General features: G+C 56.3%; 11 protein-coding genes. 3 read left to right on the top strand and 8 right to left on the bottom strand.

Features of this window, described 5'->3' with window-relative positions; all coding sequences use genetic code 11:
- Positions 1-191 (top strand): hypothetical protein (locus tag AC19YY_RS28055; protein ID WP_500605168.1); only part of this gene is annotated, 191 nt, incomplete at its 5' end.
- A gap of 418 nt (positions 192-609) precedes the next feature.
- On the opposite strand, the gene AC19YY_RS28050 is transcribed toward AC19YY_RS28055, so the two are convergent.
- The 6 genes from AC19YY_RS28050 to AC19YY_RS28025 all read right to left on the bottom strand — a co-directional run bounded on the left by AC19YY_RS28050 (position 610) and on the right by AC19YY_RS28025 (position 6,807).
- Positions 610-1,935 (bottom strand): OprD family porin, encoded by a 1,326-nt coding sequence (locus AC19YY_RS28050; RefSeq protein WP_169906365.1) that lies wholly within the window; start codon positions 1,933-1,935, stop codon positions 610-612.
- Between the two features lie 123 nt (positions 1,936-2,058).
- Complete coding sequence (locus tag AC19YY_RS28045) at positions 2,059-2,745, bottom strand: aspartate/glutamate racemase family protein (protein ID WP_262499514.1); 687 nt, start codon at positions 2,743-2,745, stop codon at positions 2,059-2,061.
- Entirely contained in the window at positions 2,742-4,046 is a 1,305-nt protein-coding gene (locus AC19YY_RS28040) for a TRAP transporter large permease (protein WP_169906363.1), read from the bottom strand. Before AC19YY_RS28040 ends, AC19YY_RS28045 begins: the two co-directional genes overlap by 4 nt.
- Positions 4,043-4,612: a TRAP transporter small permease gene (locus AC19YY_RS28035; RefSeq protein WP_169906417.1), complete on the bottom strand. Its 570-nt coding sequence runs from the start codon at positions 4,610-4,612 to the stop codon at positions 4,043-4,045. The genes AC19YY_RS28040 and AC19YY_RS28035 overlap by 4 nt, the downstream gene beginning before the upstream one ends.
- Before the next feature lie 24 nt (positions 4,613-4,636).
- Complete coding sequence (locus tag AC19YY_RS28030) at positions 4,637-5,668, bottom strand: TRAP transporter substrate-binding protein (protein WP_169906361.1); 1,032 nt, start codon at positions 5,666-5,668, stop codon at positions 4,637-4,639.
- Between the two features lie 266 nt (positions 5,669-5,934).
- Positions 5,935-6,807: a MurR/RpiR family transcriptional regulator gene (locus AC19YY_RS28025; protein WP_262499512.1), complete on the bottom strand. Its 873-nt coding sequence runs from the start codon at positions 6,805-6,807 to the stop codon at positions 5,935-5,937.
- Between the two features lie 1,077 nt (positions 6,808-7,884).
- On the opposite strand from AC19YY_RS28025, the gene AC19YY_RS28020 reads away from it, so the two are divergent.
- Complete coding sequence (locus tag AC19YY_RS28020) at positions 7,885-8,214, top strand: hypothetical protein (RefSeq protein ID WP_169956296.1); 330 nt, start codon at positions 7,885-7,887, stop codon at positions 8,212-8,214.
- Positions 8,215-8,248: 34 nt separating this feature from the next.
- Entirely contained in the window at positions 8,249-8,620 is a 372-nt protein-coding gene (locus AC19YY_RS28015) for a PH domain-containing protein (RefSeq protein WP_172314404.1), read from the top strand.
- A 240-nt stretch (positions 8,621-8,860) separates the two neighbouring features.
- Here AC19YY_RS28015 and ribD read toward each other — a convergent pair whose 3' ends face one another.
- Positions 8,861-9,982: a bifunctional diaminohydroxyphosphoribosylaminopyrimidine deaminase/5-amino-6-(5-phosphoribosylamino)uracil reductase RibD gene (ribD, locus tag AC19YY_RS28010; RefSeq protein ID WP_500605167.1), complete on the bottom strand. Its 1,122-nt coding sequence runs from the start codon at positions 9,980-9,982 to the stop codon at positions 8,861-8,863.
- 25 nt (positions 9,983-10,007) lie between these two features.
- A complete protein-coding gene (locus AC19YY_RS28005; protein WP_492634163.1) occupies positions 10,008-11,900 on the bottom strand; it encodes an aminotransferase class I/II-fold pyridoxal phosphate-dependent enzyme in 1,893 nt (630 codons plus the stop codon).
- Positions 11,901-11,908 lie beyond the last annotated feature (8 nt).

Genomic DNA, 11,908 nt, shown 5'->3' with positions numbered 1-11,908 from the left:
GCGGGTCTGCTTACGTTTGCCTGCGTACTCGGCATCAGCGAAAGACATTTGCTTCATCGGGGCTCAACCGTTCAGTTCGTGGGACAGCCGTATCTCACCAGATTTGGAAGTCTTTTTCAGAGTTTCCCGAAGGCCAGAAACTAGCCGACTCTGTTGAAAAAATCAGCCATCAAAAACGACCTGATCATTGAAAAGTGAAAAGTGAAAAGTGAAAAGTTTTTTACGCTGCTACGTGAGATATGCGTCTGAAGCCTCTGCCGAAAGTGAAGATTTCGATCTCGGACGCGTACTCTTCAGTTGCGGAAACCATGACCGTTTTTTTTCAGAATAATCGGCCAATAGCCAATCCTCAAAAATTAATCTCGCCTTTGCGGTCTAACGACATAACAAGACGAGATCAAATTACCAATTAGAAAGTACAGAGCCTGACAGGCAATGTACAAAATTGAATTTAGTGCACCGGATGCCTGTGGAACACAATGTTTAGGAGTCGGCGCTAGGGCCATTCGCTACGCCGCCTTCATCATCGCCAATTTCGAGCCTGCCGCAGTGGGACACACGGTGTCAGAGGCAGTTGGTAAGACTCTGACACCGCTGATCCGACTCCCGTCAAAACACTGAAATCGGATACTCGACGATCAGCCGCAAGTCGTTCAGATCGCCCTCGCCCTGCGCGGTATTGGCGCGATGCCAGGCCTGACGCAGGCGCAGCGACAGATTCTTCGCCGGCCCGGCCTGAACCACATATTTGGCTTCAAGGTTGAGTTCGTGGTGCTTGCCGTCTTCGCCGTATCGATTGCGGTAGGCGCTACTTGAATCAACTTTGGTGCCGTCGATGTCATCACCGCTGACATAGCGGGTCATGAAGGTCAGGCCTTGCACGCCGTATGGCGCCATGTTCAGGTCATAACGCACCTGCCACGACTTTTCACCCGGGCCGTTGAAGTCGGAGTACTGAATTGCGTTGCTTAGCCACACCGAGTCGCCTTTGTTGCCTGAGCCGTTGCCGAAGGCGATGGTGTCGAACGGCGTGTGGCCGTGGACTTTCTGGTACGCCAGCGTGATCTTGTGTGCGCTGAGGAATGTGTAACCGGCGGCCAGTGACCAGGTGGTGTTGTTGATGTCGCCCGCGTCGGCCTTGCCAGTGTCCAGGGTGCGATACAGGCTGAAATCGAAGTTCAGTGCCTGGGTTTTCGACAGTGGCAGCACATAGTTGGCACCGGTGTAGTACTGGTGCCAGATATCCTTGAGTTCCGAGCCATACAGCGACAGGCTGAAGTTGTTGGAGGGTGAATACTTGCCACCGATGTAATCCGCCTCGCTTGACGCCTTGCGCGCATAGCTGGCGAACAGCTCACCATCACTGCGTGTGGTTGCCGGGCTGGTGCCAGAGTAGAAGTGCCCGGCGTCCATATTCAGGTTGTCGATCTCGCTGCTCAACAGGTTTATGCCGCTGGCGGTTTGCGGCAACACCCGCACCCCGCCGGGTGCGAACAGCGGGTTTTTGGGCTGCATTTCACCGATCTTCAGTAACGTTTTGGAGACGCGCACTTTCAATGCCCCTCCGCTTTTGCCGTACGAGTCTTCCGGCTCGCCGTTACGGTTGATCGGCAGGTTGCCCAGCCCGGTCGTGCCTGCTCCACCATCAAGTTTCAGGGCAAACGCGCCGTACGCATCGACGCCGAAACCCACCGTGCCCTGGGTGAAGCCGGATTCGAAGTTGGCGATGACGCCCTGAGACCAATCACGACGGTCCACACCACCGTTTTTTCCATCGCGGTTCCAGTAGTAATTACGTAGCAACACGTTGAGGTGGCTGTCTTCGACAAACCCCTTGGCTGTCGCCTGGTCGGCTACCAGTGGTGCCGCCTGCGCTACGTTTTGCAGGCATGCGGACGCCGTCAAGGCCAGCAGGCCTTTAGTCAAATTACTCATTTCAATCTCCACGAGTCGATAAAGTCAGGCCAAGAGGGCCCGGCTGGCAGGTCTTTCGTAAAAAAGGCTCATGCTTGGAGTCGTCAGTCGGAGCGCGGCATGAAGCGCTCCGTCTTGATGGCATCAGGTCTGTTTGTGCAGTTTCGCCAACGCTTCAGCCTGAGTAATGGCGGAAAGCACCGCATCGATAACCGGCAGATTGAAAACCTTTGCCAGCTCCGGGGCGCGGCCAATCAAACCACCTGAACCCAACACGATGGCGTCAGCACCATGCTGCTCTATGGCAGCTTTGATGGTTTTGTTGAGTTTGTCCGACGTTGCCTCGTCCCCCGCGGCGGCGTCAGCCACACCTATTCCGGCCGCCAGCGCCGATGCAATGTGTTGGGCACCGTAGGTCTGCAATAGACTCTTGATGGTAGGTAGCGCCGAATGCACCGTGGTGACGACGCAAAAACGTGCCGACATGGTGCGAGCCGCCGCGATGCTCGCTTCGAACGCCCCCACTACCGGGATCTTCAGCCTCCGGCGTATTTCGCCCAAGGCAATGTCGTCATAGCAGCCCAGCACGCAGGCATCGAAGCCTTGGTCCCGATAGCTGTCAACCAGTGCCAGCAAGGGCGGAATGGCTTGGGCTCGTTCCTCAAGGCTCTCGATGGATAACGGGCCTTGAAGTGGATTGACAACCGTCAGCTCGGTATCGGCACAAATCACCCGAGCGGCGGCACGACGAATCCCTTCGCTCACAGCCGGGTTATTGTTGGGGTTGATCACCAGAATTCGGTGGGCCATTGGTACACCATCCATGTTCATCGCCCCGCCATCAGGTTTGGCAACCAAGTGACGATGGCTGGAAATGCCATGGTCAGTAGGGTGAAACCAATCATCACAAACACATAGGGTAGCGACCCCATGATGACGTCGTTGAAACTGCCACCGTCCTTGCGCACTCCGTGCACCACGAACAGGTTCATACCCAGTGGAGGATGGATCAGCGCGATCTCACACATCAGCACAATGAAGATGCCGAACCAGATCGGATCCACCCCGACAGCCATCACCATAGGAACTGCGATGGGCACGGTCAGCACCAGCATCGACATCGCGTCCATGAACATGCCCAGAACCAGGTAGAACACAATCAGCAACAGCAGCAGGGACAGTTGATTAAGTCCCAGTGTGGCGACCCATTCCGTCACGGTCTGGGCCAGACCGACCATCGCCATGGTGACGTTGAGCATCAGCGCGCAGGCCAACACGATAATGACCATCCCGGTGGTCTTGGCTGCCTGCATCGAACAGCTGATCAGCAGATCAGTGCTCAATTTGCCGTTGATCGCCACCAACACCAGCGCGATGATCAGCCCCAGTGCGGCGGACTCGGTCGGCGTGGCAAGCCCGCCGTAGATGCTGCCCATGACGACGCCGAAAATGATCAGCGGGGCGACCAGATGCTTGAGCATCGCCAGCTTCACCCTTAAGGGGATAGCCGGTGTTTCCGGTGCGTGGGTACCAGCCTTGCTGTGGGCCAAAAAGATGTACAGCGAAAAGCACAACGACAGCAGCAAACCCGGGATCACCCCAGCAGTGAACAGTTGACCTACCGAGACATTGGCCAGCGAGCCGTACACCAACATGTTTACACTTGGCGGAATCAGAATGCCCAGCGTGCCACCGGCTGCCAGCGATCCCAGTGATGGCCGCACCGGATAATTACGTGCCGACAAGGCGGGCAGAGCGATGGTGCCGACAGTGGCTGCGGTGGCGACCGACGACCCCGACGTGGCCGAGAACAAGGCGCAGCTGGCGATGTTGGCGTGCAGCAGCCCGCCTGGCAGGCGCCCCATCCATACCGCCAGCGCTTCATACATGCGGTCGGCCATGCCGCCGCGCAACAGCAGTTCGCCGAGCAACATGAACAGAGGGATCGCTAGCATCGACGGGTTGTTGAGACTGGTCCACAGCACGCCACCCATCATGTCGACCAGGGGCGGACCGAACAGCAGATAACCGCCCAACGCTCCGACCGTGATGATTGAAACCGCCACCGGAATACTCAAAAACATCAGCAGCAACATGAGGGCGAAACCGATGCCTACCAATGCAATGCTCATGATTGGCTTGCCTCGCGTTTGGCCAGGTCGCCCAGCTCTGCCTTGAGTTCTTCGGCCACCGTATCGGCGCCGAAGCGTTTGTTCAGCATTACCCAGTCTCCACGCCACAGCAGCCGACAAGCCTGCCCGCAGAGGACCAGCGCGGCGACGGTGAAGACTGACATTGCCAACAACCACAACGCTTGCGGATAGACCAACGGCGTCGCCCAAGGGGTCTGTGCGACGGACTGATAAGACTGCGTGTCGAGTAGCGTGATCGTGGTGAAGTACAGTAAGTAGGCTGACAACAAGCCCAGCGACACCATTGCCATTGCGTTGGTCACCGCTTGGGCTCGAACGCCCATTTTCACCTGGAAAATGCTGATGCGAATGTGCGCCCGCTCGATCAACGCAACGGTGAATGCCAAGGGTGCACAAACGGCCATCGCGTAGCCGCCCAGTTCATCCAGGCCACCCAGCGAAAAGGAAAACAGCTTGCGCACCACGGTTTCAGCGGTAATGGCCAAGGCGAGCAGCAACATCATGGCGCCAAAGACAATGCCGGAAAATCGCGCATAATTTTTCATGGGTATGATCTCCAATACCTTGCCTCACTGACCCGGGTGCGCGCCGATGGTGGCCCGCCAGACGTTCTCGCACTCAGGGTCCACCGCATTGCATTGGGCCGCCCATGCAGGCAACGAGGTTTTCTCGACAGCGGCAGCCACGGTGGCTTGATCGGCTGCCGTCACCGGCAAGGTTTTCAGCTTGTACGATTTGCCTTGATTGCACGGCAGTTCGCCGGCGTTGCAGCGCATGGCGTCTTCGTACAGGTCCTTGGAGTAGTTCCAGATGTTGTCGTCCAGCTTATCGAATGCCTTTTGCAACGTGTTCTGCTGCTCGGGGCTCATCGCATTCCAGGTCTTGAGGTTGATCGCGTAGCCATTGACCGCCAGTTGCAGGGCGATAGGCAACACGGTGGTGGCGGCCTCCGGCCAGCCGGCGGCATTTGCCGAAGCCGGTCCGGTGACCGCGCAATCCACTACACCCATTGTCAGTGCCTGCTGCACTTCACCAAACGGCATCGGCACACCGATGGCACCCAGGCCGGTCATGAACTTCGCGCCGCTCTGATCACCCACGCGCACTTTCAGGCCTTTCAGGTCGGCCAGGCTGTTGATCGCCGGCTTGCAGAACACCAACTGTGGCCCGGCTGGCCATACACCCAACAACTTCGCATTGAATTTGCTCTGCAAACGCTTATCGACGTAGTCATAGAACACGCGGGTGTTGGCGCGGCCAGCGTCAAACGAGGTGTTCAGGCCAACTAGGTCGAAGCCCAACAGCGAAGGCTCATCACGGCTGACTTGTGGGCCGCGGATAGAGACGATATCGAACAGCCCGGATTTGAGGATGCGCAGCCCATCACTATCAGGGATGCCGGCGATATCGGTCGGCACGTACTGCACATTGACGTCCAGACCGGACTCAGCCGCAAACGCGTTGAAGAAGGGCTGTTCCTGGTTCTGCTGGATCAAGCCCGAGCCTGCAGGTTGACCTAACACTTTAAGCTGTAGGGGTTGTGCCTGGGCGGTGCTGACCAGCAGCGCGGCTGCCAAACCGAGAAGAGTGCGATGCGCCATGTGCGTGTCCTGTCTTAATCAAGTAAGAAAGCGGACCCGCCAAATCGCATCAGCCCGCTTGGTGTGCGGGAAAATGAAATCCAATTTTCATGCCATATTCGGTGAAAATATATTTTCACCTTTTATATCAGCTATTTACTCGAAATCTGGCGTCGAGATGAAAAATAATTAGTCTCTTCAGCCCGCACCTCAACGGTGCCCGATGTGCGGGCGAAGCACGAAATGCGGTCGTTTACATGGGGTTTGCCTGGCCAATAAAAGACGGCTTAGAGCTCGTCGAGACTGTCGTTGAATGACTCGATTCTGCGTAGGCGTGCACGCCCAGCAGAACCTGCGAGCTCAATTGCCCGGGTCGCCAGCAAATGGCACACACCCATCACCGCCATATGATTGAACAACGGCCCCGGCGCCAGCGTCTGGCAGCGAAAATGCCACGTCATGCTGGACAACGGCGCAACACCCTCGTCGGTGATGTACAGCAGTTTCGCGCCATTTTTTCGGATCAGTTCCAGAATCGCATCCATGTTCGCTACCCGACGCCGCAAGCCGAACACCACCACCATATCCTGCTCGGTCATGCTCACCAGGCTTTCTCCCAGTGTTTGTCCTGCCCCCGGTAAAGCTACGATGTTCTCTACTACCTGCGTCATCTGCCATTGAAGGTAACTAGCGAAGGGATAACTGCTGCGAAAACCCAACACCCAGACCTTGCGCGCATCCAGCATTGATTGCGCCACCGCGCTAATTTGCCCCTCACTGATGCCCAAGAACGTCGACTCGATATTGGCGACACCTTGCGCAACGTGTGCTTCCACCGACTGCACAGACGCGCTGTCCACGGAACCGGTCAGAAATAACCGCGACCCACTCTGCTTCTCCACCCTGGCATGGCGTCGCGCTGCTTCGTAATTCTCATAGCCCAGGCGCTTAACGAACCGTGACACCGTGGCATTGGACACCTGGGCCATTGTCGCCAGTTCGGACGCCGAATAACTTGCCAGCTCTGCTGGAAAATCACACACGAATTCCCCCAGCCGCCGCTCAGCCGGGTTCAGCGTGCTGAGTGATTCACGGACGCGTGTCAGGAAGGATAGTTCTTTAGGCGGCATGGATTTCTGCTTGGCAAGGTTGGGGAGCATTAAGCCATCATGAGTTTGGCAAGGGCCAACGTTGTTCAGATGAATTCATCGTTGTCACGAATCAAGCTACATCAACTTGAGGTAAATGAAGAAATTTTCCATGGCGGCTTGTAGTTGACTCATTGCTCTAGCGACGGCACGAAAGCAGAACCTGCACGAAAATGGCGCTTGGGCGCTATGAGTAACCGGCTCATCATTCTCACCGCTATAGTGGTCCAGTGTTCCGCAGGATGCGATCTCAGGGACTTTACCGCGAGCTAGATAAATGGCCGCTCTAGAAAGATTTTTTTGAGAAAGTCGCTCATCCATAACTACCTAATCTATGACCGGTAAAACGCCGTTGTTACACGCAGCTACGTCAAGCCCGAGCCCGGGAACCTCCGCCAGATATAAAAACTTCAATCTCGCGCGCGTGCTTTTCAGTTCGCAGCAAGCTGCCTTCATCCCAACGTTCCCCCGACCATGTGCCCCCATCTAGGTCCGTAATCCCCCGCTACGCTAAACATTTAGCGAAGGATTGCACAATGCCAAACTCCTCACTCCCTTCCCTGTTATATAAGATCAACGAGAACCAGCTCGCCCCCGGAGGCCGCCGTCATGAAGCTTCGAACTGGGTAGCGATGCGCGGATCGGCGGACGTCGCTGACAATGTTCGGGGCTACCTAGACACGATCGGTAGAAACGAGGAGTTCATCTAGAGAACGCTTGCTGTACTAATGACGCCCGTCTAATCGCGAAAGTTCGCCCGTGGGTTCGGAATTTTTTGGTCGACTAGGGAGTCTATCCGTCGCCAGTTTTTTGTAGATGTCATTCGCCGCTCGTCGGAAATTGGAGGCTGAAATCCGAGCAGGCGTCCATCCACATCAGTCCTTATTAGAGGCTGGCTGGGTGTACACCTCACGGTACAACGTGGAAGTGTACACCTGCAAAAAACCAAATTAATTATACGGTTATGCTATTATTCGAGTCTCCCTCGGGCACCATCTTAAAAAAAGACCTTGAAATTCAAGGTCTTTTTTTTCGCCTGTAGAAAAGTGATCATCTCCCCCCGCACCAGACAGTAGAGGCCCCAGGACCATGGAATTGACACTCGAAGCCGTTGCTCTGTTCGCCCTCAAGCTGGTGCATGAGACGGAAGATGGCAGCCCGATCCTGCGCGACGATCTGGTGATGGATGGGTATGAGCGGGAGGTGTTTGGGTTGTTGGTGCGCAGTGGCGACCTGGCAACTATCCAACGCAAGTTGGATGAATGCATGAAGTTGGCCCTGGAGACGTTGGGGGGTGCCAACACGGTAATGGGCCGTGAGCTGCAAAAGCTGGCGGCCCAAGTCCGGCAAGCCTCGACGCTGGAGGAACTAAAGCCCCCACTCGCCGCACTTAAGGACTACCTCAAGGCCATCTTGTAACGCACCCTCCCTGCCCCACCACAAGGACCGCCCAATGATCGACTTCAACAACAAAGGCTTCTTCAAGCTCAAGCAAAACAATGAATACGCCGAACGCGTTGCATCCCTGCTGCTCGATGACGAACACGTGGTCGATGCCTACAAAGCCATGCGCGACGGTGTGGTGTTTACCACCAAGCGCATCATCGCTGTGAACGTGCAAGGCATCACCGGCAGCAAGAAGGACTTCACTTCCCTGCCGTACAAAAACATTGTCGCGTACTCGGTAGAAACCTCCGGCACGTTCGACCTGGATTCGGAGTTGGAGATCTACTTCTCGTCATTGGGCAAAGTGAAGTTCGAGTTCACGGGCAAGACCTCGATGGTGGAAATCTCCAGGCTGATTTCCAAGCACCTACTGGGTTGATCGGCCGGTAAAACCAAGGTCTTTTTACCGCAAGCCGTGTGATTCAGCGGCTGTACGCCATCAAATGTGGGAGCTGGCTTGCCGGCACCCTAGAACTACCCGCCTACACCAACTCTCTCACCCAGCGCTCAAGTCCTTCCTCCGTCAACCCTACCGGACACTTGCCCTTGACCGCCAACACCTCGTTCCGTTGCTTCATTGAGGACGGTAAACAGTGCGTGCATGAGGCGTTCTATCACATCAATCCTGATGGCACGCCTTGTTATCCGGATGCAGCACTGCAGAACCCGCCGGCCGCGCAGTCACACAAATATCATCCCCCAACGGTCTTACACTCGTGAATTCAAGCCTCACAGCTTCACCCAGTTTGTCGATCGGCCACTCCAACGCAGGCTTGGCAGTTGAACCCAGGAACTTGGCAGCAATATGGAATATGTACTCATCCACCAGGTTCAAACGCGCGAACGCCGCCACCAGCCGCGAGCCGGCCTCGATCAGTACCTCGTTGGCTCCACGGTTTGCCAAGGTCTTGAGCAATGCTTCAAGCGGCACCTGCCCGTCGACCGCGTCAAACATCAGTAACTCCTGGCCCTCGCCCGGATCGGTCAGCGAGGTCGAAGTGGTCGCCACCAACGTCGGGCCGGCGGTGAAAAAGGCAGCGTTCGGGGGCACTCGTCTTTGGCTGTCAATCAGCACACGCAGGGGCGGTCGCTCCATGGCCAGGCAGGCCTGGGACTCCTCCAACTGCAACTCGGCCTTACGTATCGTCAACCGCGCCTGATCCCGCAGCACCGTGTCCGCACCGGTGATGACGGCACTCGACTGCGCCCGCAGGCGCTGGGTTTCTGCCCGCGCCAGCGGCCCGGTAATCCATTGGCTTTCACCGCTGTGCATGGCGGTTCGGCCATCCAGGCTGATGCCCATTTTCACCCGCACCAGTGGCAGGCCAGTGACCATTCGTTTGATAAACCCTCGATTGAGCTGCCGTGCCTGTTGCTCCAGCAGGCCAAACGCGACACTGATACCCGCAGCACGCAGGCGCCTGACGCCCTGGCCGGCAACCTGCGGATTGGGATCGACCATGGCGATAACCACCTGTTTCACCCCGGCGCTGATCAGTGCATCGGCGCAAGGCGCAGTGGCGCCAAAATGACAACAGGGCTCCAGCGTCACATAAGCCGTTGCGCCGGCAGCGGCGGCGCCTGCCTGGCGCAGGGCGTGCACTTCAGCATGGGCGTGCCCTGCCCGGACATGCCAGCCCTCGCCGACAATGCGCCCGTAATTGACGATGACGCACCCGACGCGTGGGTTGGGGCTGGTGGAATACAGTCCCAACTGCGCCAGCTCGATTGCCCTTTGCATGCACTCAATCGGGTTCATAGGGTCATCACTCGCTGAGCGCTGCATCTTGACTGAGGGCTGGGCGGGTCAGTTTGACGCCAGTTCGAACGCACAGTGTGTAGTCGTCCAGAAGCAATACGTGTTTTAACGCGTCAATAAGCCTGTCGTTCTGCTCACGATTCCTGGAGGAAATGCGCAAGTATCGATCGGCGTCATCCATGACTTTTCCGCTGCATTCCTTAATGAAGATGCTGAAGTCATCAACCAGCAACGCAGCCAGTTCCGGGGCCGACGGGTAGCCTGGTTTCAAGCGGCACAACACAAAGTTGCTGGCCGTAGCGAATACCTCAAGGGCCTCGATTTCACGTAGCTGCGCAACCAGATCATCCGTCTCGCTGCGCACCTGGGCGCAACTGGCCGCATATTCTTTACGGTATTGCGGAAGGTTGAGCATGAACTCCTCGGCAAATCCGTTGATGTTCCAGATCGGCAGTTCCTTACGCAAAGCGTCCAACCAGTCCTGGTCCGCACTGGCCGCGTACCCCAGCCTCAGGCCGCCAATACCGAAGGTTTTGCTCATGCTTCTTAGTACGATGATTCTTGGCAAAACCAAGAGGTCGTGGAGCAACGATTGATCCCGTGCATCACCGGAAAAATCGAGAAATGACTCGTCCACTATCAGATAGGGCGCCTGATCCCGGGTACGCCTATAGAGTTCCAGGATCGTATCCTTGGGAATAAGCCCGCCCGTGGGATTGTTCGGCGTCACCAACACAATCGCACTCGGCTTTTGTTGCTCAATGACGCGCAGCGTGTGCTCGATATCCAGCGCAAACTGATTTTGCGCAGTCAACCTGATCGTCGTAACACGCTCCACGGGGAAGGCATTGGCAAATTCATTGAACGAAGGTTCGAACACCAGCAAATTGCCGCCAAAGAGCCTGGGCATCAGACGAATGATTTCCGAGACACCGTTGGCAATCACCAGGTTTTCGGTAGGCACCCCCAGGAAGTCCGACAATAGCGGCAGGCTCGCACCCGCCGAGGCAGGATAGTTGAGGGCGATGTCAGCGAAGCGGTCAACCATCAGCTTCTTCAGCCCCGCAGGCGGGAAGTGCAGGTTGTAGATGAGGGCGTGGTCGGTCACAGGGAAGCGCCAATACCCCCCATGCTGGCTGGAAAGCAACGCATGCTTATGCTCGGAAAACTGATAAGACGCGATACGCAGGTCATATAAGTTATCTATTTCAATCCAGGTGCCCGGATCGACTTCAATTGCCTTGAACCCCATACCTTGCGTACACGCAGTTTTGAAAGTCACTTCGTAATAGTCATTCAACCGGTTGTTCCTGACGTTCCGTTCAAGTTCTCCGATCAAATATTTTTTGCAGAATTGGGCTGACAAGTAATAGATATTGGCCGTTTTGAGTGGCCTATCGGCGGTCAGATGATCATCAGCTTTGCTGCTACCAAACTGCCGGATAAGTCCATGGGCATCCACCTCGGCAAAGGTGCCTTCCATCAGTGGGGTAAGTGGTGAGACAACTGCCAGGCATTCGCGACCGCTTTGTGCGTCCAAAGCCGTAATCACCGAGGCGCGGAAGAAAATATCGCCCTCCAGCAACGTGACCCCCTCCTCGCCTTCCAGTTCATGGGAGGCCAGATACAACGAATACAAATTATTGGTAGTGGCCCACTCTGCGTTTTCGATAAATCGCACGGTCACCGGCAACTCCAGCGCCGCGACAAAGGCCCGTATCTTCAGACCCTTGTAGCCGATCACCACTACAACCTCCTGGTAACCCGCCTCGACGAGAATATTCAGTGCATTAGCCAGGATACTAAGGCCATTGACCTCAGTCAGTGGCTTGGGAGTAGAGTCAGAGGCTCGTCCAAGACGAGACCCCATGCCTGCGGCAAGGACAATAGCTTTTTTCATCACAGTTC

It is taken from the genome of Pseudomonas sp. MF09156, assembly GCF_059862305.1.
The sequence above is the reverse complement of the archived record's forward strand: the minus strand, read 5'-3'. Positions and strand labels throughout refer to the sequence as shown.

Coding starts and splice junctions, on each gene's coding strand:
- AC19YY_RS28005 (WP_492634163.1), bottom strand. CDS start 11,900: ATGAAAAAAGCTATTGTCCTTGCCGCAGGCATGGGGTCTCGTCTTGGA.
- AC19YY_RS28015 (WP_172314404.1), top strand. CDS start 8,249: ATGATCGACTTCAACAACAAAGGCTTCTTCAAGCTCAAGCAAAACAAT.
- AC19YY_RS28045 (WP_262499514.1), bottom strand. CDS start 2,745: ATGAACATGGATGGTGTACCAATGGCCCACCGAATTCTGGTGATCAAC.
- ribD (WP_500605167.1), bottom strand. CDS start 9,982: ATGCAAAGGGCAATCGAGCTGGCGCAGTTGGGACTGTATTCCACCAGC.
- AC19YY_RS28025 (WP_262499512.1), bottom strand. CDS start 6,807: ATGCTCCCCAACCTTGCCAAGCAGAAATCCATGCCGCCTAAAGAACTA.
- AC19YY_RS28040 (WP_169906363.1), bottom strand. CDS start 4,046: ATGAGCATTGCATTGGTAGGCATCGGTTTCGCCCTCATGTTGCTGCTG.
- AC19YY_RS28035 (WP_169906417.1), bottom strand. CDS start 4,612: ATGAAAAATTATGCGCGATTTTCCGGCATTGTCTTTGGCGCCATGATG.
- AC19YY_RS28030 (WP_169906361.1), bottom strand. CDS start 5,668: ATGGCGCATCGCACTCTTCTCGGTTTGGCAGCCGCGCTGCTGGTCAGC.
- AC19YY_RS28020 (WP_169956296.1), top strand. CDS start 7,885: ATGGAATTGACACTCGAAGCCGTTGCTCTGTTCGCCCTCAAGCTGGTG.
- AC19YY_RS28050 (WP_169906365.1), bottom strand. CDS start 1,935: ATGAGTAATTTGACTAAAGGCCTGCTGGCCTTGACGGCGTCCGCATGC.